General features: G+C 66.5%; 25 protein-coding genes. 14 read left to right on the forward strand and 11 right to left on the reverse strand.

Annotation, left to right across the window (positions count from 1 at the left end; translation table 11 throughout):
* Positions 1–160: 160 nt before the first annotated feature.
* Positions 161–1,027 carry a pyridoxal kinase gene (gene pdxY, locus ACXAD2_RS17515; protein WP_475172323.1) on the reverse strand — a complete coding sequence of 289 codons (867 nt, stop codon included), beginning with the start codon at positions 1,025–1,027 and terminating at the stop codon, positions 161–163.
* Positions 1,028–1,105: 78 nt separating this feature from the next.
* Positions 1,106–2,737 (reverse strand): thiamine pyrophosphate-binding protein, encoded by a 1,632-nt coding sequence (locus ACXAD2_RS17520; RefSeq protein ID WP_475172325.1) that lies wholly within the window; start codon positions 2,735–2,737, stop codon positions 1,106–1,108.
* A gap of 164 nt (positions 2,738–2,901) precedes the next feature.
* On the opposite strand from ACXAD2_RS17520, the gene ACXAD2_RS17525 reads away from it, so the two are divergent.
* The gene (locus ACXAD2_RS17525; RefSeq protein WP_224900240.1) at positions 2,902–3,375 is read left to right on the forward strand and encodes an Lrp/AsnC family transcriptional regulator; all 474 of its coding nucleotides are present in this window, start codon (positions 2,902–2,904) and stop codon (positions 3,373–3,375) included.
* 24 nt (positions 3,376–3,399) lie between these two features.
* Here ACXAD2_RS17525 and ACXAD2_RS17530 read toward each other — a convergent pair whose 3' ends face one another.
* Genes ACXAD2_RS17530 through rsxA form a run of 8 tightly spaced genes read right to left on the reverse strand, consistent with a single transcriptional unit; the run spans position 3,400 to position 9,832 of the window.
* Entirely contained in the window at positions 3,400–4,383 is a 984-nt protein-coding gene (locus ACXAD2_RS17530) for an FAD-dependent oxidoreductase (RefSeq protein ID WP_475172329.1), read from the reverse strand.
* Positions 4,380–4,652: an RnfH family protein gene (locus tag ACXAD2_RS17535; protein WP_475172331.1), complete on the reverse strand. Its 273-nt coding sequence runs from the start codon at positions 4,650–4,652 to the stop codon at positions 4,380–4,382. The genes ACXAD2_RS17530 and ACXAD2_RS17535 overlap by 4 nt, the downstream gene beginning before the upstream one ends.
* Positions 4,649–5,386 carry an electron transport complex subunit E gene (locus ACXAD2_RS17540; RefSeq protein WP_475172334.1) on the reverse strand — a complete coding sequence of 246 codons (738 nt, stop codon included), beginning with the start codon at positions 5,384–5,386 and terminating at the stop codon, positions 4,649–4,651. The genes ACXAD2_RS17535 and ACXAD2_RS17540 overlap by 4 nt, the downstream gene beginning before the upstream one ends.
* Positions 5,383–6,036, reverse strand: a complete 654-nt coding sequence (locus tag ACXAD2_RS17545; RefSeq protein WP_475172336.1) for an RnfABCDGE type electron transport complex subunit G — start codon at positions 6,034–6,036, stop codon at positions 5,383–5,385. Before ACXAD2_RS17545 ends, ACXAD2_RS17540 begins: the two co-directional genes overlap by 4 nt.
* Positions 6,033–7,112, reverse strand: coding sequence for an RnfABCDGE type electron transport complex subunit D (locus tag ACXAD2_RS17550; protein WP_475172338.1), 1,080 nt, complete (start codon positions 7,110–7,112; stop codon positions 6,033–6,035). Before ACXAD2_RS17550 ends, ACXAD2_RS17545 begins: the two co-directional genes overlap by 4 nt.
* Complete coding sequence (rsxC, locus tag ACXAD2_RS17555; RefSeq protein WP_475172341.1) at positions 7,109–8,659, reverse strand: electron transport complex subunit RsxC; 1,551 nt, start codon at positions 8,657–8,659, stop codon at positions 7,109–7,111. Before rsxC ends, ACXAD2_RS17550 begins: the two co-directional genes overlap by 4 nt.
* Positions 8,656–9,225, reverse strand: a complete 570-nt coding sequence (locus ACXAD2_RS17560; RefSeq protein ID WP_475172344.1) for an RnfABCDGE type electron transport complex subunit B — start codon at positions 9,223–9,225, stop codon at positions 8,656–8,658. The genes rsxC and ACXAD2_RS17560 overlap by 4 nt, the downstream gene beginning before the upstream one ends.
* A 25-nt stretch (positions 9,226–9,250) precedes the next feature.
* The gene (rsxA, locus tag ACXAD2_RS17565; RefSeq protein WP_066099545.1) at positions 9,251–9,832 is read right to left on the reverse strand and encodes an electron transport complex subunit RsxA; all 582 of its coding nucleotides are present in this window, start codon (positions 9,830–9,832) and stop codon (positions 9,251–9,253) included.
* 301 nt (positions 9,833–10,133) lie between these two features.
* Here rsxA and ACXAD2_RS17570 point away from each other — a divergent pair, with 301 nt between their 5' ends.
* The 9 genes from ACXAD2_RS17570 (at position 10,134) to nifK (ending at position 18,246) form a co-directional block, all read left to right on the forward strand.
* The gene (locus ACXAD2_RS17570) at positions 10,134–10,421 is read left to right on the forward strand and encodes a 2Fe-2S iron-sulfur cluster-binding protein (protein WP_066099547.1); all 288 of its coding nucleotides are present in this window, start codon (positions 10,134–10,136) and stop codon (positions 10,419–10,421) included.
* Between the two features lie 43 nt (positions 10,422–10,464).
* Complete coding sequence (locus tag ACXAD2_RS17575; protein ID WP_475172349.1) at positions 10,465–10,959, forward strand: SoxR reducing system RseC family protein; 495 nt, start codon at positions 10,465–10,467, stop codon at positions 10,957–10,959.
* Positions 10,956–12,110: an FAD:protein FMN transferase gene (locus ACXAD2_RS17580; protein WP_475172353.1), complete on the forward strand. Its 1,155-nt coding sequence runs from the start codon at positions 10,956–10,958 to the stop codon at positions 12,108–12,110. The genes ACXAD2_RS17575 and ACXAD2_RS17580 overlap by 4 nt, the downstream gene beginning before the upstream one ends.
* An 8-nt stretch (positions 12,111–12,118) precedes the next feature.
* A complete protein-coding gene (locus tag ACXAD2_RS17585) occupies positions 12,119–12,490 on the forward strand; it encodes a 2Fe-2S iron-sulfur cluster-binding protein (RefSeq protein WP_164179834.1) in 372 nt (123 codons plus the stop codon).
* Between the two features lie 50 nt (positions 12,491–12,540).
* Positions 12,541–13,086: a peroxiredoxin gene (locus ACXAD2_RS17590; RefSeq protein WP_066099555.1), complete on the forward strand. Its 546-nt coding sequence runs from the start codon at positions 12,541–12,543 to the stop codon at positions 13,084–13,086.
* Between the two features lie 183 nt (positions 13,087–13,269).
* Positions 13,270–13,833, forward strand: coding sequence for a flavodoxin (locus ACXAD2_RS17595; RefSeq protein ID WP_475172357.1), 564 nt, complete (start codon positions 13,270–13,272; stop codon positions 13,831–13,833).
* A 272-nt stretch (positions 13,834–14,105) separates the two neighbouring features.
* Entirely contained in the window at positions 14,106–14,990 is an 885-nt protein-coding gene (gene nifH, locus ACXAD2_RS17600) for a nitrogenase iron protein (protein WP_475172359.1), read from the forward strand.
* 89 nt (positions 14,991–15,079) lie between these two features.
* Positions 15,080–16,588 carry a nitrogenase molybdenum-iron protein alpha chain gene (nifD, locus tag ACXAD2_RS17605; RefSeq protein WP_066099560.1) on the forward strand — a complete coding sequence of 503 codons (1,509 nt, stop codon included), beginning with the start codon at positions 15,080–15,082 and terminating at the stop codon, positions 16,586–16,588.
* Positions 16,589–16,707: 119 nt separating this feature from the next.
* Positions 16,708–18,246, forward strand: a complete 1,539-nt coding sequence (gene nifK, locus ACXAD2_RS17610; RefSeq protein ID WP_475172362.1) for a nitrogenase molybdenum-iron protein subunit beta — start codon at positions 16,708–16,710, stop codon at positions 18,244–18,246.
* 114 nt (positions 18,247–18,360) lie between these two features.
* Here nifK and ACXAD2_RS17615 read toward each other — a convergent pair whose 3' ends face one another.
* On the reverse strand, positions 18,361–18,792 hold the full coding sequence (locus tag ACXAD2_RS17615; RefSeq protein WP_475172365.1) for a DsrE family protein: 432 nt from the start codon (positions 18,790–18,792) through the stop codon (positions 18,361–18,363).
* A gap of 230 nt (positions 18,793–19,022) precedes the next feature.
* On the opposite strand from ACXAD2_RS17615, the gene nifE reads away from it, so the two are divergent.
* The 4 genes from nifE to ACXAD2_RS17635 are packed head-to-tail and all read left to right on the forward strand — an operon-like array spanning position 19,023 to position 22,905.
* A complete protein-coding gene (gene nifE, locus ACXAD2_RS17620) occupies positions 19,023–20,588 on the forward strand; it encodes a nitrogenase iron-molybdenum cofactor biosynthesis protein NifE (protein WP_475172368.1) in 1,566 nt (521 codons plus the stop codon).
* A gap of 1 nt (position 20,589) precedes the next feature.
* Positions 20,590–21,975, forward strand: coding sequence for a nitrogenase iron-molybdenum cofactor biosynthesis protein NifN (gene nifN / locus ACXAD2_RS17625; RefSeq protein WP_475172370.1), 1,386 nt, complete (start codon positions 20,590–20,592; stop codon positions 21,973–21,975).
* Positions 21,950–22,432 carry a nitrogen fixation protein NifX gene (gene nifX, locus ACXAD2_RS17630; RefSeq protein ID WP_083191103.1) on the forward strand — a complete coding sequence of 161 codons (483 nt, stop codon included), beginning with the start codon at positions 21,950–21,952 and terminating at the stop codon, positions 22,430–22,432. Before nifN ends, nifX begins: the two co-directional genes overlap by 26 nt.
* On the forward strand, positions 22,432–22,905 hold the full coding sequence (locus ACXAD2_RS17635) for a NifX-associated nitrogen fixation protein (protein ID WP_475172374.1): 474 nt from the start codon (positions 22,432–22,434) through the stop codon (positions 22,903–22,905). The genes nifX and ACXAD2_RS17635 overlap by 1 nt, the downstream gene beginning before the upstream one ends.
* Positions 22,906–23,056: the final 151 nt, after the last annotated feature.

Here is a 23,056-nt window from a genome sequence, read left to right on the forward strand (position 1 = left end):
GCAGAAATGCGACGCAGGCCATGGATCATCCGCGACAATCTGAGGGTAGAAATATCGCGCTCGCGACAATTCTGAGGGCTGGATGCGACATGGTGCGTTTCGAAACAGACTTGCCGCGCAATTCCGCGCAACCTGTCGCGCGCCTGCCACCGGAGGTTGCCTAGGGATTGGGCAGAATTGAATCGTTTTCCAACTGCAGCAGGGTCTTGCGCAGTGCCGGATCGCTGAGCACCACCTCACCGGCGCCAAGCGCGGCGGCGCGCTGCAGGGCACGTCCGGTGAGTTGCTGCGCCATCTCCACAGCGTCGGGCAGGCTGCGCCCGCGCGCCAGCGCCGCAGTCAGCAGCCCGGCATAAAGGTCTCCGGTGCCGGGCAGCGCGATGGGCAGATGCGGGGCGGGGTGACGCGTGACCTCAGGTCCGCTCAGGATGACGCTTTCGATGTGGCCCGCGGGCGTGTCCGCGAGCGCGCAGCCGGTGGTGATCAGGCGCGCGCCCTCGGCCAGCCGCAGCGCGGCCCGCGCGGCGCGCAGATCGTCCAGGGTCTGCAGTTCGCGCCCGGTGAGCCATGACAGCTCGAACGGGTTGGGCGTGGCGAGATCGGCCAGCGGCAGCAGCTGGTCGCGGTGGATCTCGGCGATGCTGCCGGGCACGTAAAGCCCCGGTCCCGCATCCCCCATGACCGGATCGCACAGATAGGTGAGGCCGGGGTTCTGCCGCTTCGCCTCGGCGATGAAACCCGCCGTCAGTTCAGCGACCTCTGGCGATCCGATATAGCCCGACACGATATAGGCCGCGCGCTCTGGCAGGCCGCGCTCTTTGGCGCCGAGCAGCAGCTCGGCAAAGAAATCCGCGGGCAGGGCGCGGCCGCGCAGCGTGGGGTAATCGGGGGTGTTGGAAAAGACCACCGTGGGGATCGCCGCCACCTCGAGCCCCGCCGCCTGCATCGGAAACAGCGCGGCGGAATTGCCCACATGGCCAAGCACGACCTGGCTCTGGATCGAGATGACGAGGGGCGGGCGGGACATGGCGGCTCTCCGGGGTCTGGCGCCGGATGCCTGCGCCCTGCGCCGCCGAAGGTCAAGCGCTGCGGCGGTGCCCTGCGCTCAGAGACGCATCCGGGGCACGTCGTTGGGATGGAGCCGCAGTTCGATCAGCAGCGGGCGGTCGCGGGTCTCTATGGCGTCGATGGCGGTCTGCAGGTCGTCCTCGCTTTGCACCAGCAGCCCCTTGCCGCCGAGCGAGGTGGCAACCTCGGCAAAGCTCGGCCAGTCGAATTGCGTCAGGCCCGGGTCCATCTTGCGGTCGATGAACTGGATATGCTCGGCGCCATAGGCGCTGTCGTTGCACAGGATCACGATAAGGTCCTGCCGCAGCCGCACGGCGGTGTTGAACTCGCCCAGCCCGCCCATCATGAAACCGCCGTCGCCGGAGAACAGCACCACGGGCCGCTCGGGCGCCGCCACCGCGGCGCCGATGGCCTCCTGCAGGCCAAGCCCGATGGCGCCGAAATTGGCGGTGACGACAAAGCTGCGGGGATCGGGGGCGGATACCCGGCACCAGACCTCGGTCATGAAGCGCCCGCCGTCGGTGACAAGGATGCGGTCCTGCGGCAGTGCCTGCTCCAGCCGGTCGAGCGCGCCCACGTAGTTCACATAGCCTTCGGGCATCTTGGTGCTGCGGGCCGGGGGATGGCGCCGCAGGCTGCCCGGCTCAAGCTCGCGGGTGAAGCCGCTGGCGGGGATCTCTGCCTCATCGAGCCAGTGCACGATATTGTCCGCCGTCAGCCCGGCGTCGGCGATGAGCCCCGCATCGGGATGCACGTTGCGGCCGATGGCCCGGCTGTCGCTGTCGATCTGCACCAGCCGCTTGCCGTTCAGCAGCGCGCCCTTGTCGGTGGTGAAATCATGCAGCCCGGCGCCAAAGCTGACGATACAGTCGGATTTGCCGATCACCTCATAGGCGGCGGGCGTGCTCAGCGTGCCAAAGATGTCCATGTCGTGCGGATGGCCGCGGAACAGCCCCTTGGCCTTGAGCGTGGCGGCCAGTGGCGCTTCGAGCCGGTCGGCGAGCGCAATGATCTGGTCGCGCGCGCTGCAGGCGCCAGCCCCGGCAAGGATCACCGGGCGGCGGGCGCTGGCGATCATCCCGATCGCCTCGTCGAGCGCATCGCCCTCGGGCACAAAGCTGCGGGTCTCGAACACATCCAGCACGCAGGGCGCATAGGGCGCATCCTGCCACATGAAATCGGCGGGCATGTTGAGCACGATGGGCCGCCGCTCGACCTGCGCGCGGTAGAAGGCCCGCGCCACGTCGCGCACCGCAAGCTCGGGCGAGCGCATCTGTTCAAAGCCGGCGCCGGTGGATTTCACCACCTCGCGCTGGTCGATGCCCTGCAGGTGGCGCGGGTTGGCGACCGGCGTGTCCCCGGCGAGCAGTACCATGGGGATCTGCCCGCGCGCGCCTTCGGTCAGCGCGGTGACGCAATTGGTCAGCGCCGGGCCATGGGTGACGGTGGCGACGCCGATGCGGCCCGCCACATGCGCATAGGCCAGCGCCATCAGCACCGAACTGCCCTCATGCGCCGCCGGAACGAAGCGCCCGCCACAGCCGCGCACGAAGTGATCGGCGATGAACAGATTTGCGTCGCCCATCAGGCCGAACATCGTGTCGATCCCGTGATCCCGCACCGCCTGAGCGATGGCCTGATGCACATGGGTGGGGGTGGTGTCGAACATTGCGGCCTCCTGTTGTCTGATCTCAGGATAGCGCGAGGAGGCTGCACGTTGTGTGCAATCGCATGCGTTTCGATTTGAGGAGATGCGCAAAACGTGCATGGTTTGCGTTCAGAGCGCGTGGTATGTGTATCCGACTTGAAATGAATGCATGAGGTTTGCCCGCCGTGGCCTTCGACCGTTTTGACCGTCTCATCCTCGACGCGCTGCAGCGTGACGGCGCGCTGACAAATGCGCAACTGTCGCAGGTGGTGAACCTGTCGCCCTCGCAATGCTCGCGCCGCCGCGCCGCGCTCGAGGCGGCAGGGGTGATCGAGGGCTATCGCGCGCGGCTTGATGCGGGGCGGCTCGGGCTCGGGATCCGGGTGGTGGTGCGGGTGAACCTGCGGGTGCACGACAAGACCACCGACAGCGATTTCTCGCGTTGGATCGACCGGCAGCCCGAGATCCAGTCGGCCTTTTCGGTGTCGGGGGATGCCGATTACGTGCTGCACGTCCGCGCGCGCGACCTCGAGAGCTTCTCGACCTTCCTGCACGAGCGGCTGCTGCAGATGCCGCAGATCTCGCAGGTGCGCTCGGATTTCGTACTGAAGACGCTGAAGGACAGCGATGCCATGGACCTGTCGGGGCTGGTGGGCTGATCGCTCCAGCCCCGACGGCTCGGCTCAGATATGCAGCGCGCGCGCCTGCGTCAGCGCCGAGGACAGGCTCCGCGCCGCGCTCTGCCGCGCGTCGCCGAGGATGATCGCCTGCGGCTGCAGGGTGGAGCGTCCGGCGGCATCGGTGGGGCACCAGTGGTCGGCGCCAGTGAGCCCCGCGGCACGCGCAAGCGTCGCCGCCCCCTGCGGCGGGATGAAGTTGACCACATCTGCCCGCAGCCGTCCGGCAGTGGTCTCGATCGAGCCGTCGGGCGCAGAGAGCGCGGTGACCCTGCCGCCCTCGCGCGGACCAAGCCAGCGCGCCTCCAGCCCCTTGGGGACCGCCGCGTGAAAGGCCGCTGCAAGCCCCGCCGCTGCGCCGCCGTCGAGCACCGTCAGCCGCGCCGAGGGGCGGTGCTTTGTGAGGTGATCGGCCAACCTAAGTGCACGCGACAGCGCGATCTGTGGATGGCTCAGGCCCGATGCAGGCAGGCGCAGCACCACGTGGCCTCTTTCCGGCAGCGCGGCAAGCTGGGCCGAGAGCCGCAGCGCCTCGCGCCGATTGCCCCATGCGGCGGGGAAGCGGTGGCGCGCGGCGGCGTCAAAGCCGGGGATATCCTCGGGCAGCGCGGCGATGCCGGGCGCGATGACAAGCTGATCGAACCCGGTGCTGCGCCCGCTGAAGCCCTGTAGCTCTGCGCGCTGCCAGTCGATTTCGGTCACCTCGTCGATCATGATCTCGACCCCGGCGGCCTGCAGCTCCGACAGCGTCGGCCCGGCCTCGGGGCGGGCAAAGGCGGGACTGGCGGCGCGGGCAAGGCGCGTGGGATCGCGCTCGACCAGCACCACCGACGCGCGTGGCGCGCTGCGGGCGAGGGCGAGCGCGGCGCTGGCCCCGGCAGGGCCGCCGCCGACCACAAGCGCACGGGCGCGGCCCGGCAGGGTGAACGGGGCAAGCGCCGCCCCGCAGAGCAATGCGGCGCCAAAGCCGCGGCGCGTGAGGCGCGTCATGATCCGTCTCCTTTTTGCTTCTTTTCAAGCAGTTCCGCCTCGGGGTGAATGGGGCGGTAGATCTCGACCCGGTCGCCCTCCTTCACCTGTTTGTCGAGTTTCGCCACTGTCCCGAAGATGCCGACCTTCATCTCGGCAAGGTCGATCTCGGGGAATTCTCCCAGCAGGCCCGAGCGCTCGATCACGTCGCGCACCGTGGCGCCCTCGTCGATCTCAAAGCGTTTCCACACCTGCGCGGTGGGTTTGGCATAGGCGCATCCGACGTTCATTCACTCTCTCCCATATCAGCCATGTCAGGCTCGGGCTGCAGCACGCCCACGGCGGTGAACACGCGCGCCGGGTCTGCGCTGCCGCGGCCCGCGGCGCTTTGCGTGCTGCGCCGGTCGAGCAGCGCCTTCAGCGCCAGCAAGCCCCCCAGCACCAGAAAGCCGCCCGGCGGCAGGATCATCAGCAGAAACCCCTGATAGCCGGGGATCACCGTGGTCTCGAGAAAGCCAAAGCTCGGCCCGAGCAGGACCGAGGCCCCGGCAAAGAGCGTGCCCGCGCCGAGAATCTCGCGCAGCGCCCCCAGCAGCACCAGCGCGGCGGTGAAGCCAAGCCCCATCATCAGCCCGTCCCAGCCCGCGGCGAGCGGGTGCTGGCGCGAGGCGAAGGCCTCGGCGCGGCCAAGAATGGCGCAATTGGTGACGATCAGCGGGATGAACAGGCCAAGCTGCCGGTGCAACTCATGGGCAAAGGCGTTGAGTTCCATGTCCACCGCCGTCACGAGGCAGGCGATGATCAGCACGAAGGCGGGGATCCGGATGTCGGGGGTGATCACATGGCGCAGCAGCGAGACCGCCAGCCCCGAGGCGATCAGCACCGCCGTGGTCGCCAGCCCCATGCCCAGCCCGTTGGTCGCAGTGCCGGTCACCGCCAGCAGCGGGCAGAGCGCAAGAAGCTGGCCAAAGACCACATTGTTGTCCCATAGCCCGTCGCGGGCGATGCGCGCGTAATCGGTCATGGTTCGGCTCCTTCTGCTGCGGTGAGGATCGCCGCGCGCTGGCGCTCGTACAGCGCGAGGCCGCGGGCGACGGTGGCGACCACTGCGCGCGGGGTGATCGAGGCGCCCGAGAACTGGTCGAAGATCCCGCCGTCGCGGGCGATGTGCCAGCCCTCGGGCGCGGTATTGGTTAAGCTGCGTCCGGTAAAGTACTGAACCCATTCGCTTTTGGCGGCCTCTATCTTGTCGCCCAGACCCGGGGTTTCCGCATGCGACAGCACCCGGACGCCGCTTAGCGTGCCATCCGGGGCGATCCCCATCAGCACCCGGATCGCGCCGCCATATCCGTAGCCGGTCAGCTCGAAAGCGGCGCCGGTGACCTCTCCGTGAAGGGTGGCACGATGCACGTTCAGCGGCCCCTCAGCGGGGTCCTCCAGCGCCAGCGGTTCCTGCGCCGGGTCGTTGTCATGCGCCATGGTCAGCACCTGCGAGAGCGAGGCGCGCATGTCCTCGGCCTCGCGCGCCGCAATCGGGCCCATGGTCAGCTGGTCGGTGAGCGCCAGCGTCATCGCGCTGCCAAGGCCGAAGAGCCCCAGCGCAAGCCCGGCGGCGAGCGGCGTGTCGCGCAACGCCCGCAGGCGCGGGGGTTTGGGCTGCAGGGTGTCGCTCATGCCTTCTCTCCCAGCTTGTCGGTCAGCGGCAGCGGCTTGCCCGCGCGGGTGCGGCCAAAGACACGCGGACGCACATAGGTGTCGATTAGCGGCGTCACCGCGTTCATCAGCAGCACCGCGAAGGCGACGCCCTCGGGGAAGGCGCCCCATGTGCGAATGACGAAGATCAGCGCGCCGACGCCGATGCCATAAATCGCTTTACCCGCGCCGGTGACCGGCGAGGTGACGTAATCGGTGGCGATGAAGAAGGCGCAGAGCATCAGCCCGCCCGAGGTCAGATGCAGCAGCGGCGGGATGAAATGCTCGGGGTCGAGCGCATGGGCGATGGCGGCAAGGATAAAGACAGAGCCCAGCACGGTGAGCGGGATCACCAGCGTGATGATCCGAAGGAGCACCAGCGCGACGCCCCCGCCTAGCAGCAGGTAGGCCGAGGTCTCGCCAAGGCTGCCCGAGATCATCCCCTGCGCGTGGGTCTTCAGGTCCGGCAGCCCGGCGAGGATCTCGGCCATGGGCACCCCGGCGTCGAGGCTGCTTTGCACGTGGTTCAGCGTCGAGGCGCTGCTGACCGCGTCGAAGCCGCTGCCGCCGCCAAAGGTGATCGCCGCCGCCTGAGCCAGATCGGGACCGGCACCGCCAAGCGGGGCGACCCATGTGGTCATCTGCACCGGCAGGGCGATCAGCAGCATGGCACGGGCGACCATCGCGGGATTGAAGAGGTTCTGCCCGAGCCCGCCAAAGGCGTGTTTGGCCAGCAGGATCGCGATACCCGCCCCGGTGACGCCCAGCCACCACGGTGCCCAGGGCGGCAGCGACAGCGCCAGCAGCCAGCCGGTCAGCACCGCCGAGCCGTCCGACAGCCCGCGCAGCAGCGGTTTTCCCGCGAGCGACAGGGCCAGCGCCTCGAACAGCAGCGCCGACAGCAGCGTCACCGCAAAGAGCAGCGCGGCGGGCCAGCCGAATTGCGCCATGCCAAAGAGCGTCGCGGGGGTCAGGCAGACCATCACCGCCACCATGGTGCGCGGCACGTTGAACATCGAATGGGTGTGCGGCCCGGCAATGATGCGAGGAAGGCTCATTTGGTGACCTCCGTATCCGAGGCGGCGGCTGCGGCCTCCTTGGCGCGCTTCTTCTCGGCGTCGCGCTTTTTCTTTTCGGCCATCTCGGCCTTGCGCTTGGCCATGGCGGCGCGTTTGGCCTCGGCCACGGCCTCTTCACGGGCGGTACGCTCGGCGGCGAGGCGCTTGGTGGCCTCTTGCTGATGCTTGCGGCTCTGGCTCTCGGCCAGCGCGCCCTTGGCGTAGTTGAAGGCCTGCACCAGCGGGATCGACGAGGGGCAGATGTAGGAACAGGAGCCGCAGGAGACGCAATCCATCAGCCCGACGCCCGCCGCGCCATCAAGGTCCTCGGCCTGAATGCGGGCGTTCATCTCGAAGGGCATCAGGCCGCAGGGGCAGACCTGCACGCAGGAGCCGCAGCGGATGCAGGGGTGCGGCTCGCTGGCGCGGGTCTCGGCGCGGGTGAGGGCGAGCACGCCGTTGGTGCCCTTGACGATGGGCACGCGCAGGTTCTGCACCGGCTGGCCCATCATCGGCCCGCCCAGAAGCAGCCGGTCGGGCTCGCCCTGCAGGCCGCCGCAATGGTCCAGCAGATCCGCCACCGGCGTGCCGATCAGCACCCGAATGTTGGCGGGCTGACCGACGCCGCGCCCTGAAACGGTGACCACGCGCGAGATCAGCGGCTCGCCGTAGCGCACGGCGGCATGCACCGCCTGCGCGGTGGCGGCATTGTGCACAACCACGCCCAGCTCGGCGGTGAGCGCGCGGGCCGGGGTCTCCATCCCGGTGACGGTCTGCACGAGGTGCTTTTCCGAGCCCATGGGATATTGCGTCGGCACCACTTTGATCTCGAGCCGCAGGCCCATCGGCAGGTTGTGGCGCTGCAGCGCGTCGGCGGCCTCGGGCTTGTTCGACTCGATGGCGACGATCAGCCGCGAGACCCCCAGCGCCCGCGCCATGATCGCCGCGCCATCGGCCACTTCCTCGGCCTGCTCGCGGATCAGCCGGTCGTCGCAGGTGAGGTAAGGCTCGCATTCGGCGGCGTTGATGATCAGCGTGTGCAACTGGTATTTCGCGCGCAGGTTCAGCTTCACCGCCGCGGGGAAGGTGGCGCCGCCCATGCCGACGATCCCGGCCTCGGCGACGCGGGCGGCAAGATCTTCGGGGCTGGCGGTCTCGGGGCGCAGGCGCGGCATGCGCGGGCCCCATTCGTCGGCGCCATCGGGGCGCAGGGTGATTGTCGGCACCGGCAGACCGGAAGGATGCGGCGCGGTGAAATGGCCCACCGCGATGATCTCGCCCGAGGTGGGCGCATGGACATTGGCCGACACCGGCCCGCGCGCACGGCCGATCAGCTGGCCCTTGAGCACATGATCGCCGCGCCGCACCAGCGGCTCGGCCTCTGCTCCGATGTGCTGCTGCAGCGGAATGCGCAGGAGCTTGGGCATGGGCAGCGGCTCGATCGCGCAATGGGCGGCGAGGAACTTGCGGCCCTCGGGGTGCACACCGCCGCGGATGCCGAAAAGCTGAGCCGGTTTGCGCAGGGCAGCGAGCGACAGGAAGCTCATGCCAGCCTCCGGCTGGTCTGGGCGGTCTGGCTGGTCTGGGCTGTCTGCGGTTTCTCCCAGTACCAGCTGCGCAGGGTGCGGGGCTTTTTGCGCAGAAGGATCGCTTGGGTCGGGCAGACCTCGACGCATTCGTTGCAGCCGATGCAGGCGTCGGGGATCACCGTGTGGATCTGCTTGGCAGCGCCAAGGATGGCGTCGGTCGGGCAGCGCTTGAAACACTTGGTGCAGCCGGTGCAATGGTCCTCGAAGATGAAGGCGATGCGCGGGGTCGTGTCGGCCATGTCGCCCGGCGCGGGCGGCGCAATGCCGGTGATCTCGGCCAGCTGTAGCACCACGTCGCGCCCGCCCGGCGGGCAGAGGGTGAGCGGCGCGCCGCCTTCTGCGATGGCCTCCGCCGCGCCCGAGCAGCCGGGAAAGCCGCATTGGCCGCAGTTGGTTCCGGGCAGGGCGGCGGTGATCTCTTCGACGATGGGCGGGGCGTCCACCTGCAGGCGGCGGGCGGCGACGCCCAGAACAAGGCCCAGTGTCACGCCAAGGGCAGACATGGTGGCGGCGGCGGCAAGCATGGTCGTATCCTCCGAACGTGGCGGATCAATTGGGCACGAGACCGGCAAAGCCCATGAACGCCATGGACAGCAGGCCCGCGGAAATGAAGGAAATGGGCACCCCGGCAAAGGCCGCGGGCACTGAAAGCTGGGCGAGTTTCTCGCGCAGCCCGGCAAAGATCACGAGCACCAGCGTGAACCCCAGCGCCGAGCCGAAGCCGTAGAGCAGGCTCTGCGCGAAATTGTGCTCTTCTTGAATGTTCAGCAGCGCAACGCCGAGCACCGCGCAGTTGGTGGTGATCAGCGGCAGATAGATGCCAAGCGCGCGGTAGAGCACCGGGGACATCTTGCGCATCACCGCCTCGGTGAACTGCACGATGGCGGCGATCACCAGAATGAAGGCGAGGATGCGCAGGTATTGCAGGCCCAGAGGCAGCAGGAGCGCGGTTTCAATCACCCATGAGGCGGCGGCGGCGAGGGTCAGCACGAAGGTGGTGGCAAGCCCCATGCCGATGGCCGCGTCGGTCTTGCGCGAGACGCCCATGAAGGGACAGAGCCCGAGGAACTTCACCAGCACGACATTGTTCACCAGCGCGGTGCCCAACAGGATCAGGAAAATCTCGCTCATCTCGGTCTCCTCTGCCGCGTCTCTGTCTCTGCGGGGCGGCGGTGGAGAGGGTGAAGCAAGGCCCGTGCCAAGTGGATTTCGCGCGTCGTTTCTGTGGGGTGGCTGGGTGGAGGCTGGTGTTCGCGGTGCCCGCGCGCCGCCGCTGTCGCAATGGCTACAAAATGTCGGACAGGGGGCGGATGGGCCCACGGGGCGCGGGAACTGGCGCTGAAGGTGCAGGCGCTCACAGGTTTGGCACGGCACTTGCTTGGCTCTGAGGCACACGCCGTGACACGCGCGCCGCCAGAGGGAGACCCGCGCCATGACCAAAGGAAGTCTGACGTTCACCGATGTCGATCTGACGGTGACCGTGCCTGCGGGCACGCGGATCATCGAGATCTCGGAAAAAGTGGGGGCGGGGATCGTCTTCGGCTGCCGCGAGGGCGACTGCGGCACCTGCATCACCCATGTGCTCGAGGGCTCTGAGCATCTGTCGGACCCCTCCGCGCTGGAGCTTCGGGTTCTGCGCGAAAACCTTGCCGGACAATCCGACCGGCTGGCCTGCCAGTGTCAGGTGCTGGGCGGCGCGGTGAAGGTGAAGCCGGGCTGACGGTCGGCGGTTGCGCAAGATGTCAGGATTTGGAGGGCCGAAGATGGATACCACCCAAAGCAATAGCCCCAGCGATACGCCGGGTTTCCTGCGCGAGACCCTGCGGGTGATCGGCACCCGCGACGGTCAGATCGAGCTGGAACTGCGACGCACCGCCGGATGCGCCGCCTGCGCGGTGCGCGAGACCTGCGGTCCGCGCGCGCTGACCGAGATGGCCGCCGCGCGCAAGACCCATCGCTCCGAGCGGCTCGTGCTGCCCCACGCGGGGCCGGCGCAGCCCGGTGACAGCGCGGTGGTGGTCATGCCGTCTGGGGCCTTTCTCGGGGCGGCGGGGCTGATGTACCTTCTGCCGGTGCTGATGCTGGTCCTCTGCGTCAGCCTGTGCAGCGCGCTGGGGATCTCCGACGCGCTGGCCGCGGCGCTCTGCATCCCCGCGCTTGCCGTCTCCTTCCTGCCGTTTCGTGCCAGCGAGCGGCGCGGACGGCTGGCAGAGGAGATCAGGATCGAGCGGATCATCCCGGCCGGATCGCGCGGATGAGTGCCCGCGCCCTGCGTCTGTGGGCGCTGGCGGTGCTGCTTGTGGCGGCGCTTGGCTTTGGGCTGCGGACAGGGCGCGGCGGCGAATATCGCGAGACGGTCTATGTCTTCGGCACGCTTGTCGAGATCGTCATTCAGGGCGAGCGGCCCGCGCGCGCTCGGGCGGCGGCGGGGGACGTGGCGCAGCTGCTTCAGGGGCTGCACGGCGCTTGGCACGCATGGCGACCGGGCGCACTGAGTGATCTCAATGCCGCGCTGGCCAGCGGAGAGCCTGCCTCGGTGCCGCCAAATCTGGCCTCGGCGCTGTCGCGGGCGCGGGACCTCTCCTGTGCCAGCGGCGGGCGGTTCGAGCCCGCGATTGGCGCGTTGATCGGCCTATGGGGATTTCATCAGGACACGCCCCCGGAAGGCGCGCCACCGGCACCCGAACAGATTGGTGCGCTGCTGGGCGCGCAGCCGAAGATGACCGATCTCATTCTAGACGGCACGCGCGTCCGCTCGATCAACCGGGCCGTGCAGCTTGACCTCGGCGGCTTTGCCAAGGGCGCGGCACTGGAGCAGGCGGTGGCCGTGCTGCACGCGCGCGGGATCGAGAACGCGGTGCTCAACGCGGGCGGCGACGTCACGGTGAGCGGCGGCAACGGCGCGCGGCCATGGCGGGTGGCGATCCGCGATCCCTTTGTCTGGGGGGCGGTCGCATCGGTCGAGTTGAGACCCGGAGAAAGCCTATACACATCAGGAAATTACGAGAGATACTTCGAGTATTCCGGCACCCGTTTTGCGCATATCATCGACCCAAAGACAGGCTGGCCGGTCCAGCAGATCGTCTCGGTCACGGTGCTGGACACCGACCCAAGCCGCGCCGATGCGGCGGCCACCGCGCTGTCGGTTGCCGGGGCGCAGGACTGGCCGCAGGTCGCCTCGGACATGGGCGTGGATGCGGTGCTGCTGATCGACGAGGCCGGGCGGATGTTCGCGAGCCCACGGATGCGCGCGCGTCTGTCGCCGGTCGGCGATGGCTTTCCGGCAGAGATCACCGAAGTTCCCTTGCCGCCCGTGATCGCCCGCCACTGCGCACCGGCTGGCATGAGTTTTGCTGAAATCCGAAAGAGCGGCCCTTCGCGGGTGGCCTTCCTTCCACACAGCAAGTGAGCACAGCCATGGCCAATATTACCTTCCAATCCCCGATCATGCAGCGCGACAAAACCGTCTACGCCGTCGCCGGAAACACCGCGACGATCCTCGCGCTCGCCAAAGAGCATGAGATCCCGATCCCCTTTGATTGCGGCGATGGCGACTGCGGGTCGTGCCTGATCGAAGTGACCTCGCTCGAGGACAAGCCCGCGATGGGCATGGCCCTGACCGAAAAGGAAAAGGCGCGGCTCAAGGAGCTTTCGAAGCTGACCCCAGCAGAGATCGAGAACGCCGAGGTCAACGACATGCCGCCGCGCTACCGGCTGGCGTGCCAGTTCATCGCGCGCAACGAGGATGTGCTGGTGCGCTTCAGCGGCGCGCCGGGCGGCTCGGACTGAGCCGCGCCCTGCGCAGGCAATACCCAAACACCCAATCACAGGAGCGACAGATGAAAACCAACATGAAGCTGCCGAATGTCACCTTTCGCACGCGGGTGCGCGACGAGAGTGTCGGCGGTCCGAACCCGTTTCGCTGGCAGGACATGACCACCGCCGATTACTTCAAGGGCAAGCGGGTGATCCTCTTCTCGCTGCCGGGGGCGTTCACGCCCACCTGCTCGACCTACCAGCTGCCCGGGTTCGAGGAGAATTTCGCCCGGTTCCGCGACCTTGGCATCGACGAGATTTATTGCCTGTCGGTCAACGACAGCTTTGTGATGAACCAATGGGCGCGCGCGCAGGGGATCGCGCATGTGAAGGTCATTCCCGACGGCTCGGGCGAGTTCACCCGGCGGATGGGCATGCTGGTCGGCAAGGACAACCTTGGCTTTGGTCAGCGGTCTTGGCGGTATGCGGCGATCGTCAATGATGGCGTGGTCGAGGCGTGGTTCGAAGAGCCCGGCCTGATGGACAACTGCCCCGACGATCCCTACGGCGAAAGCTCGCCGGACACTCTGCTTGCCTATCTCGAGACCGCAGCGGTCGCAGCAGAGTAGGGCGCGCGCCGCCTCCTTTGGAGCCGCCTTTAACACCCCGCCCATGTTGGCGGGGTGTTCGCGTCTTGGGGCGGCGGGGACCACTTGGCACGCGGCTTGCTGGATGAGTGGCAGGCGCAGTGCCGCCCCGCGCGGCGGATGGGTGCTGCGCGCATCCGACATCCAGACAGAGGAATGCAGCCCATGGCCAAGATTGGCATCTTTTTCGGAACCGACACCGGCAACACCCGCAAGATCGCGAAGCAGATCAAGCGCCAGTTCGACGATGAGCTGATGGCGAAGCCGCTGAACGTCAACCGCACCGAGGTCGATGACTTCATGAGTTACGACTTCCTGATCCTCGGCACGCCGACGCTGGGCGACGGGCTGCTGCCCGGCCTCAGCGCCGATGCCGAGAGCGAAAGCTGGGAGGAGTTCCTGCCCAAGCTCGAGGACCAGAGCTTTGAGGGCAAGACCATCGCGATCTACGGGCTTGGCGATCAGGTGACCTATCCGCTGGAGTTCATCAACGCCGTCTTCTTCCTGCATGAGTTCTTTGAAGAGCGCGGTGCCAAGATGGTCGGTTACTGGCCGACCGAAGGTTACGGCTTCGAGGAGTCCATGGCGGTCGACGGCGATCACTTCCTTGGGCTGGCGCTCGATCTCGACAATGAATCCATGCTGACCGAAGAGCGGCTCTCGGGCTGGCTGGCGAGCATCGCCGAGACCTTCGGCCTGCCGCTCTCTGCGGCCAGCGACGCGGCCTGATCCGGCCTTCCCCTCCAAAACCCGTTATGGCGCGGCTCCGGTGGTTCGGGGCCGCGTCCTTTTTTGGGGCAGTGCGAATATGGGGTGTGACTGTCGGTCTTTGTCGGCTTTTGTCGGCTTTGCTCCAAGCTCCAAAAATCCGCCTAAGCCACTGATTTTAAACCACCTGAGTGATTTCCACGGCTTGGCACGCTCCCTGCTTCTTACTCATCGAGCGCGGTCGCGCACCGTCTCGACCATGACACCGAACGAAGCAACCAAAGGAACCGATTATGAGCGAACTTCGTCAGATCGCCTTCTACGGCAAGGGTGGGATCGGCAAGTCCACCACCTCGCAGAACACCCTCGCAGCGCTGGTCGAAATGGGTCAGAAGATCCTGATCGTCGGCTGTGACCCCAAGGCGGACTCCACCCGCCTTATCCTCAACTCCAAGGCGCAGGACACCGTGCTGCACCTTGCCGCCGAGATGGGCTCGGTAGAGGACCTCGAGCTCGAAGACGTGCTCAAGGTTGGCTATCAGGACATCAAATGCGTCGAGTCCGGCGGCCCCGAGCCGGGGGTCGGCTGTGCCGGCCGCGGCGTGATCACCTCGATCAACTTCCTCGAGGAAAACGGCGCTTATGACGACGTGGACTACGTGTCCTACGACGTTCTGGGCGACGTGGTCTGTGGCGGCTTCGCCATGCCGATCCGCGAGAACAAGGCGCAGGAAATCTACATCGTCATGTCCGGCGAGATGATGGCGCTCTATGCCGCCAACAACATCTCGAAGGGCATTTTGAAATACGCCAACTCCGGCGGCGTGCGCCTTGGCGGGCTGATCTGCAACGAGCGTCAGACCGACAAGGAACTGGAACTGGCCGAAGCGATGGCCGCCAAGCTGGGATCGAAGCTCATCCACTTCGTGCCGCGCGACAACATCGTGCAGCACGCGGAACTGCGTCGCCAGACTGTGCTGCAATATGCGCCCGAAAGCGCGCAGGCCAACGAGTACCGCGAACTGGCCCGCAAGATCCACGAGAACTCGGGCAAGGGCGTGATCCCGACCCCGGTCACCATGGACGAGCTGGAAGAGATGCTGATGGAGTTCGGCATCATGCAGTCCGAGGAAGAGCGTCTCGCGGCCATCGCCGCCTCCGAAGCGCAGGCTGGCTGAGACGGCCCGACCCCAGAGCCCCCAGAGCCACCGGAGGCCGCGCGCTGCGGCCTCCATCCCCCCGGAAATCAGTGAGAGGAGCCAAAAGGATGGCCAAGGATCACGCAAACGGGCCGGAAGATTATGAGGCGATGATCGAGGAAGTCCTCGAAGCCTATCCGGCCAAGGCGAAGAAACGCCGCGCCAAGCACCTGACGGTGTCGAAGCCTTCGGAAGAAGAGCCCGATGCCACCACCGGGATCGCGTCGAAATGCGACACCCAGAAATCCAACGTCAAGTCCGTGCCGGGCGTGATGACCATCCGGGGCTGCGCCTATGCGGGCTCCAAGGGGGTGGTCTGGGGACCGGTGAAGGACATGGTGCATATCTCGCACGGCCCCGTGGGCTGCGGGCAGTACTCGTGGTCGCAGCGCCGCAACTACTACATCGGCAAGACCGGCGTGGACAGCTTTGTGACGATGCAGTTCACCACCGATTTCCAGGAAAAGGACATCGTCTTTGGCGGCGACAAGAAGCTGGCCAAGACCATCGACGAGATCAACGAGCTGTTCCCGCTGTCGAACGGCACCACGATCCAGTCGGAATGCCCGATCGGCCTCATCGGCGACGACATCGAAGCGGTCGCCCGCCAGAAGAAGAAGGAAACCGGCAAGACCATGGTGCCGGTCCGCTGCGAAGGCTTCCGCGGCGTGTCGCAGTCGCTGGGTCACCACATCGCCAACGACGCGGTGCGTGACTGGGTGTTCGAACAGGAAGAAAGCGATGCGGTGAAGGCCTATGAGCCCGGCCCCTACGATGTGAACGTCATTGGCGATTACAACATCGGCGGCGACGCTTGGGCCTCGCGCATCCTGCTCGAAGAGATGGGTCTGAACGTGGTCGGCAACTGGTCCGGCGACGCGACGCTGGCCGAGATCGAGCGCGCCCCCAAGGCCCGGCTCAACCTCATCCACTGCTATCGGTCGATGAACTACATCTGCCGCTACATGGAGGAAAAGCACGGCATCGGCTGGATGGAGTACAACTTCTTCGGCCCGACCCAGATCGCCGCGAGCCTGCGCGCCATCGCCAAGAACTTCGACGAGACCATTCAGGAAAACGCCGAGAAGGTTATCGCCAAGTATCAGCCGCTGGTCGACGAGGTGATCGCCAAATACAAGCCGCGCCTCGAAGGCAAATCGGTGATGCTCTACGTCGGCGGCCTGCGTCCGCGCCACGTGGTGACGGCCTATGACGATCTGGGCATGGTCATCGCCGGCACCGGCTATGAGTTCGCCCATGGCGACGACTACAAGCGCACCGGCCACTACGTGAAGGAAGGCACGCTGATCTATGATGATGTCACCGGCTACGAGCTGGAGAAGTTCATCGAGCGCGTGCGCCCCGATCTCGTCGGCTCGGGCATCAAGGAGAAATACCCGGTGCAGAAGATGGGCATCCCGTTCCGCCAGATGCACAGCTGGGACTACTCCGGTCCGTACCACGGCTATGACGGCTTCGCGATCTTCGCCCGCGACATGGACATGGCGGTGAACTCGCCGGTCTGGAACCTCTATGACGCGCCTTGGGAAGCCGGTCAGGCCATCGCCGCCGAGTAACCCTTCGCGTTTTCCCAGCGCCGGGGGGCCATTGCTCCCGGTCCCCCGGCGCCCCTCCCACATGATCCCCTCAACAGGCGCGTCTCGGAATGCGGACGGCCAACAGAAGGAATACATCCATGCCCCAGTCCGGCGACAAGGTGCTCGACCACGCACCGCTCTTCCAGCAGCCCGAATACAAGGAGATGCTGGCCAACAAGAAGATGAAGTTCGAATGCGGCCATCCCGACGAGCTGGTCACCGAGATCGGTGACTGGACCAAGTCGTGGGAGTACCGCGAGAAGAACCTCGCCCGCGAGGCGCTGACGGTGAACCCCGCCAAGGCCTGCCAGCCGCTCGGCGCGGTGTTTGCCGCCGCTGGCTATGAGGACACGCTGTCCTTCGTGCACGGCAGCCAGGGCTGCGTCGCCTACTACCGCTCGCATCTGTCGCGCCACTTCAAAGAGCCGAGCTCCTGCGTGTCGTCCTCGATGACCGAGGATGCGGCGGTCTTTGGCGGGCTGGTCAATATGGTCGACGGTCTGGCCAACGCCAAGGCGCTCTACGATCCCAAGATGATCGCGGTCAGCACCACCTGCATGGCCGAGGTGATCGGCGACGACCTCAACTCCTTCATCCTGCAGGCCAAGGAAAAGGGCTCTGTCGCCGAAGACTTCGACGTGCCCTTCGCGCACACTCCGGCCTTCGTCGGCAGCCACGTCGATGGCTATGACAACATGCAAAAGGGCATCATCAGCCACTTCTGGGAAGGCGAGGAACGCACCGAGACCGACAAGATCAACATCATCCCCGGTTTCGACGGGTTCGCCGTGGCCAACAACCGCGAGATCACGAAGATGCTGGATGCCATGGGCGTCGAGTTCAGCTTCCTGTCGGATGTCTCGGACGTCTACGACACGCCCTCGGACGGCGAGTTCCGCATGTATGACGGCGGCACCAAGCTCGACGAGGCCAAGGCGGCGCTGAACGCCAAGGCGACGATCTCGATGCAGGAATACTGCAGCCCCAAGACGCTGGAATATATCGCGGGCAAGGGGCAGGAGACCGCCGCGCTGCACTATCCGATGGGTGTGCAGGGCACCGATGAGTTCCTGATGAAAGTGCAGGAGCTGACCGGCAAGGAGATCCCCGAGGAACTGCGCCTCGAGCGTGGCCGTCTGGTGGATGCCATCGCCGACAGCCAGGCGTGGCTGCACGGCAAGACCTTCGCGATCTACGGCGATCCCGATTTCGTCTACGGCATGACCCGCTTCGTCATGGAACTGGGCGGCGAGCCGGTGCACTGCCTTGCGACCAACGGCAACAAGAAGTGGGCCGCCAAGATGGAAGCGCTTCTGGCCTCTTCGCCCTTCGGCAAGCAGGGTCAGGTCTGGGCGGGCAAGGACCTGTGGCACATGCGCTCGTTCCTCAACACCGAGCCCTGCGACATGCTGATCGGCAACAGCTACGGCAAGTATCTCGAGCGCGACACCGGCACGCCGCTGATCCGTCTGGCCTTCCCGATCTTCGACCGCCACCACCACCACCGCTTCCCGACCATGGGGTATCAAGGCGCGCTGACGGTGCTGGTCAAGCTGCTGGATACGGTGTTCGACAAGCTCGACGACGACACCATCGTGCCGGGCGAGACCGACTACAGCTACGACCTGACCCGCTAATCGAGGCAGGGCGAACAGGACACCGGCCGCGGGAGACCGCGGCCGGTGTTTTTCTGGCGTTGCGCCGACACGCCCGGGATCAAGGCGAAGCCGCCGGGCGAGGCACTGCGCCGCTTAGGGCCGCACGTAGGCGTAGCCTTCCTCCTGCAGCTCGATCAGCCGCACAACGCCCGAGGGCACCACGCCGGCCTCTTCCAGCAGCACGACCTTCTCGCCGGTCTTCTTCTCCATCCCGGCGATCGTATTGGCGCAGGCCGAGAAGGTGATCGGCAGTTCCAGCGACATCGTCTCGATCCGGTCCTTCACCGGGCTTTTCCCCTCGACCAGCATGTGCAGGCCGGGCCCATAGGTGACCATCTCGATGACCACCTCATCACCCACCTCGGCGTAATAGGCCGCGAGGTTCTGGGCGTTGTTGAGCGCCATATTGAGCACATGCGGCTCGTTCTGATCGACGTGGATCGCCACGTGATGGGTTTTTCCTGCTGCCATGGCCATTGCAGGCGCCGCCGCCAGAATGGCGGCGAGCGCGGTTCTCCTGATCATGTTGGTCTCCTCCCTAAGACACCAAAATCATACATTCGAATGCATTGGTTCGATAGCGCCTTCTGCGCGGCCTCAGGATAGTGCCCCAGCGTTTCGGATGCCCCATTGTCGGGAAAGCTACAGGCGCTCCATGTCCCGGTAAGGCCCCGCGCGCCCTTGAAAACCGCGGCCAATGGCGGATGGCACGGCGCTTGCTTGGATACCTCGAACCCGCGCGAGGAGACCCCAAGATGGCCGATGCCCTGAAAGACAAGATCGCCGATGTCTTTGACGAGCCCGCCTGCGGCACCAACGTCTCGAAGTCCGAGCAGCAGCGCAAGAAGGGCTGCGCCAAGCCGCTGACCCCCGGCGCGGCGGCGGGGGGCTGCGCCTTCGACGGCGCCAAGATCGTGCTGCAGCCCATCGTCGACGTGGCGCATCTGGTGCATGCGCCGCTGGCCTGCGAGGGCAACGGCTGGGACAACCGGGGCGCGGCCTCTTCGGGGTCCGAGCGCTACCGGACCGGCTTCACCACCGACATGAGCGAGCTCGACATCGTTATGGGGCACGGCGAGCGCAAGCTCTTCCGCGCGATCCGCGAGGTGATCGAGGCCGAGGCGCCGCCCGCGGTCTTTGTCTATGCCACCTGCGTTCCGGCGCTGATCGGGGATGACATCGGCGCGGTGTGCCGCGCCGCCACCGAGAAATTCGGCACGCCCTGCATTCCGGTCAACGCGCCCGGCTTCGTCGGCTCCAAGAACCTCGGCAATAAGCTGGCGGGCGAGGCCATGCTGGATCACGTGATCGGCACGCTGGAGCCCGAGACGCTAACTCCTTACGACATCAATATCGTCGGCGATTACAACCTGTCGGGCGAGCTGTGGCAGGTAAAACCGCTGTTCGACAAGCTGGGGATCCGCATCCTCGGCTCGCTGGCGGCGGATGCCCGCTACAAGCAGGTCGCCTATATGCACCGCGCCAAGGTGACGATGATGGTCTGCTCCAAGGCGCTGATCAACGTCGCCCGCAAGCTCGAGGAACGCCATGGCGTGCCGTGGTTCGAGGGGTCTTTCTACGGCATCTCCGATACTTCCGCTTCGCTGCGCGAGATGTGCCGCATCCTTGTGGAGCAGGGCGCCGATGCCGAACTTCTGGACCGCTGCGAGGCGCTGATCACCGAGGAAGAGGCGGCGATCTGGGCGCGGCTCGAAGGCTTCCGCGCGCGGGTCGAGGGGCGGCGGGTGCTGCTCTACACCGGCGGGCACAAGTCGTGGTCGGTGGTGGCGGCGCTGCAGGAACTGGGGATGGAGGTGATCGGCACCTCGGTGCGCAAGGCCACCGAAGAGGACAAGACCCGCGTCACCGAGATCATGGGCGACGACAAGCATATGTTCGACAATTTGGCGCCCAAGGACATGTACCGGCTGCTCAAGGACGCGGGCGCCGATGTGCTGATGTCGGGCGGGCGGAGCCAGTTCGTCGCGCTGAAGGCGCGCATGCCCTGGGTCGATGTAAATCAGGAAAAGCACGAGCCCTACGCGGGCTACATGGGGATGGTCGATCTGCTGCGCGCCATCGACCGCGCGGTGAACAATCCGATGTGGGAAGAGCTGCGCGCGCCCGCGCCCTGGGAGACGCCGCTGACCGAGACCCGCACCTTGCCGCCGCTGAGCGGAGAGTGCCCGGTCACCGGGATCGCCGGAACGGGCAGGGCGGTTTCGCTGGTGCCGCCGCTGCCGCCCTCGGGCGCTGCCCTGGCCGCGCCGGTAGAGGTCGCAGGCTTCACCTCCTCCGCCACCGATTTCGAGGATTGCTGACATGGCCAAGCTGACCCATCCCAAGCGCGCGCTTTCGACCATGCCGCTGAAAAGCTCGGCCCCGCTGGGCGCGGCGCTGGCCTACCTCGGGATCGACCGGGCGATCCCGCTGTTTCATGGCTCGCAGGGCTGCACCGCCTTTGCCATGGTCCACCTCGTGCGCCACTTCAAAGAGGCGGTGCCGCTTCAGACCACGGCGATGAATGAGGTCTCGACCATCCTTGGCGGCGCCGATCAGATCGAAGAAGCCATCGAGAACCTGCGCAAGAAGAGCGCGCCGGAGTTCATCGGCATCGCCTCCACCGCGCTCACCGAGACGCGGGGCGAGGATGTGCCGGGCGATCTGCGGCTGATCCTGCAGCGGCGTGAGGATTTTGCCGATACCAAAGTGGTCTATGCCTCGACCCCCGATTTCGACGGCGCGCTGCAGGACGGCTGGGCCAAGGCGGTGGAAGCCATTGTCGCGGATCTGGTGCCGCGGGTGACCGAGCGCGATGTGGATCTGCGGCAGGTCACCTTGCTTGCGGGGGCGCATCTGACGCCCGGCGATATCGACGAGCTGACGCGGCTGATCCGCTCCTTCGGGCTCGAGCCGCTGGTACTGCCGGACATCTCGGGCTCGCTCGACGGCCATGTGAGCGACGACTGGTCGGGCGCCACCCAGGGCGGCACCCCGGTGGCCCGCATCCCCGAGGCGGCGCGCAGCGCCTTCACGCTGGCCATCGGAGAGAGCATGCGCAAGGCGGCGCAGATCATCGAAGACCGCGCCATGGTGCCCTATCGCGTGTTCCAGTCGGTCACCGGGCTGAAACCGGTGGACGCGCTGGTGCGCACGCTCATGGCGCTTTCGGGCGTCGCCGATCCGCCGCCCTCGGTCAAGCGCGATCGTGCGCGGCTGGTGGACGCGGCGCTGGACGCGCATTTCCATACCGGCGGCGTGCGGGTGGCCATCGGGGCCGATCCTGACCTGCTGTTCTCGCTGTCGACCGCGCTGAGTTCCATGGGCACCGAGATCGTCGCGGCGGTCACCGCCTCGCAACATTCGCCGCTTTTTGACCGGATGCCCTGCGACGAGGTGGTGCTGGGCGATCTGGGCGATCTGCGGCGCGGCAGCGAGGCGGGCGCGGCGCAGATCCTGCTCACCCACAGCCACGGCCGGCATCTGTCGGAGGCGCTGCATCTGCCGCTGATGCGCGTGGGCTTCCCGATCTTCGACCGCATCGGCGCGCAGGATCTCTGCCGCGTCGGCTACCGCGGCAGCCGCGCCTTTCTCTACGAGTTCGCCAACATCATGCAGGCGCAACATCACCGCGCGACGCCGGAAGACTTTGGCGCCGCCCCCATCCCAGAGGAGTTCGATCATGTCCCGCACATTGCGCGTCATTGACAGCGCCACTTCAGACGGACCGGCACCGGGCGAGACGCCCCTGCGCATCGCCATCGCCACCAATGACATGGAAACCCTCGGCGCGCATTTCGGCAGCGCCAAGAAGTTCGCGATCTACGAGGTTTGGCAAAGCGGCTTTCGGTTCATCGAGGCGCATGCCTTCGACAATGTTACCGGCCAAAAGGGCAAGCACGACGATCAGGACGACAAGATCACGCCCAAGGTTGAGGCGCTGGAGGGCTGCGCGCTGCTCTTTGCGCTGGCCATCGGTGGGCCCTCGGCGGCCAAGGTGGTGAAGGCGGGGATCCATCCGATCAAACGCAAGGACCCCGAGCCGATCAGCGACGTGTTGGCCCAAACGCAAGAGATGCTGCGCGGCACGCCGCCGCCCTTCCTGCGCAAGATACTCGGCACGTTTCAAAAACCCGATTTCATGGATGAAGAGGAGTGGGCCTGATGGTCTCGGATACCCTAGAGGCCCCGCGCGGGGGCGACATGGTGCAAAGCGATTTCCTGACCCAGCTTGCCGCGGTGATCCGCGCCGAGGACAGCTATGGGCAGTGGGACGGCAAGTCCGACGCCGAGCTGATGGATGAGTTCATCGTGACCCGCGAAGAGCGGCGCGAGATTCCAATCATCGGCGATCCCGATCCCGACGTCATGTGGCGCATTGGCAAGTTCTACGATGCGGTCGGGCTGATGATCGAGAAAAAGACCGGCTGCATGGCCAGCCAGATGCAGAAGATGAGCCACGAGGGCTTTGGCCGCATCGTGCTGATCGCGGGCAAGCTGGTGGTGGTCTCCAAACATCTGCGCGACGTGCATCGCTTTGGCTTCGAGACATGGGCCAAGCTTGCCGAGGCGGGGGAAAAGCTGGTCGAGGGCGCCGCCGAGATCATCGACACCTATCCCGACGCCGCGAAGGGCTGAGGCGATGATCCGCATCGCCCCGCTGCCCGCCGCGAAACCCGTGGTGAGCCTGCCGCCGCTGGTGGCGCGCCGCCCCGCGGGACGCACGCCTGCCTCGCGCTTTCTGCGCGGGCTGACACCCCGGAAAGGACCCCAGAACGAACCCCAGAAA

The organism is Salipiger sp. ABN3_019, from assembly GCF_056158605.1.

Excerpts from the sequence above, each read along its gene's own strand:
- ACXAD2_RS17575 (WP_475172349.1), top strand. The coding sequence starts at position 10,465 with ATGGATACCACCCAAAGCAATAGCCCCAGCGATACGCCGGGTTTCCTG.
- ACXAD2_RS17535 (WP_475172331.1), bottom strand. The coding sequence starts at position 4,652 with ATGAACGTCGGATGCGCCTATGCCAAACCCACCGCGCAGGTGTGGAAA.
- ACXAD2_RS17560 (WP_475172344.1), bottom strand. The coding sequence starts at position 9,225 with ATGCTTGCCGCCGCCGCCACCATGTCTGCCCTTGGCGTGACACTGGGC.
- ACXAD2_RS17595 (WP_475172357.1), top strand. The coding sequence starts at position 13,270 with ATGGCCAAGATTGGCATCTTTTTCGGAACCGACACCGGCAACACCCGC.
- ACXAD2_RS17585 (WP_164179834.1), top strand. The coding sequence starts at position 12,119 with ATGGCCAATATTACCTTCCAATCCCCGATCATGCAGCGCGACAAAACC.
- nifN (WP_475172370.1), top strand. The coding sequence starts at position 20,590 with ATGGCCAAGCTGACCCATCCCAAGCGCGCGCTTTCGACCATGCCGCTG.
- nifH (WP_475172359.1), top strand. The coding sequence starts at position 14,106 with ATGAGCGAACTTCGTCAGATCGCCTTCTACGGCAAGGGTGGGATCGGC.
- ACXAD2_RS17550 (WP_475172338.1), bottom strand. The coding sequence starts at position 7,112 with ATGAGCCTTCCTCGCATCATTGCCGGGCCGCACACCCATTCGATGTTC.
- ACXAD2_RS17530 (WP_475172329.1), bottom strand. The coding sequence starts at position 4,383 with ATGACGCGCCTCACGCGCCGCGGCTTTGGCGCCGCATTGCTCTGCGGG.
- ACXAD2_RS17520 (WP_475172325.1), bottom strand. The coding sequence starts at position 2,737 with ATGTTCGACACCACCCCCACCCATGTGCATCAGGCCATCGCTCAGGCG.
- ACXAD2_RS17545 (WP_475172336.1), bottom strand. The coding sequence starts at position 6,036 with ATGAGCGACACCCTGCAGCCCAAACCCCCGCGCCTGCGGGCGTTGCGC.
- nifX (WP_083191103.1), top strand. The coding sequence starts at position 21,950 with ATGTCCCGCACATTGCGCGTCATTGACAGCGCCACTTCAGACGGACCG.
- ACXAD2_RS17570 (WP_066099547.1), top strand. The coding sequence starts at position 10,134 with ATGACCAAAGGAAGTCTGACGTTCACCGATGTCGATCTGACGGTGACC.
- pdxY (WP_475172323.1), bottom strand. The coding sequence starts at position 1,027 with ATGTCCCGCCCGCCCCTCGTCATCTCGATCCAGAGCCAGGTCGTGCTT.
- ACXAD2_RS17590 (WP_066099555.1), top strand. The coding sequence starts at position 12,541 with ATGAAAACCAACATGAAGCTGCCGAATGTCACCTTTCGCACGCGGGTG.
- ACXAD2_RS17580 (WP_475172353.1), top strand. The coding sequence starts at position 10,956 with ATGAGTGCCCGCGCCCTGCGTCTGTGGGCGCTGGCGGTGCTGCTTGTG.
- nifE (WP_475172368.1), top strand. The coding sequence starts at position 19,023 with ATGGCCGATGCCCTGAAAGACAAGATCGCCGATGTCTTTGACGAGCCC.
- ACXAD2_RS17635 (WP_475172374.1), top strand. The coding sequence starts at position 22,432 with ATGGTCTCGGATACCCTAGAGGCCCCGCGCGGGGGCGACATGGTGCAA.
- nifK (WP_475172362.1), top strand. The coding sequence starts at position 16,708 with ATGCCCCAGTCCGGCGACAAGGTGCTCGACCACGCACCGCTCTTCCAG.
- ACXAD2_RS17540 (WP_475172334.1), bottom strand. The coding sequence starts at position 5,386 with ATGACCGATTACGCGCGCATCGCCCGCGACGGGCTATGGGACAACAAT.
- rsxA (WP_066099545.1), bottom strand. The coding sequence starts at position 9,832 with ATGAGCGAGATTTTCCTGATCCTGTTGGGCACCGCGCTGGTGAACAAT.
- rsxC (WP_475172341.1), bottom strand. The coding sequence starts at position 8,659 with ATGAGCTTCCTGTCGCTCGCTGCCCTGCGCAAACCGGCTCAGCTTTTC.
- ACXAD2_RS17615 (WP_475172365.1), bottom strand. The coding sequence starts at position 18,792 with ATGATCAGGAGAACCGCGCTCGCCGCCATTCTGGCGGCGGCGCCTGCA.
- nifD (WP_066099560.1), top strand. The coding sequence starts at position 15,080 with ATGGCCAAGGATCACGCAAACGGGCCGGAAGATTATGAGGCGATGATC.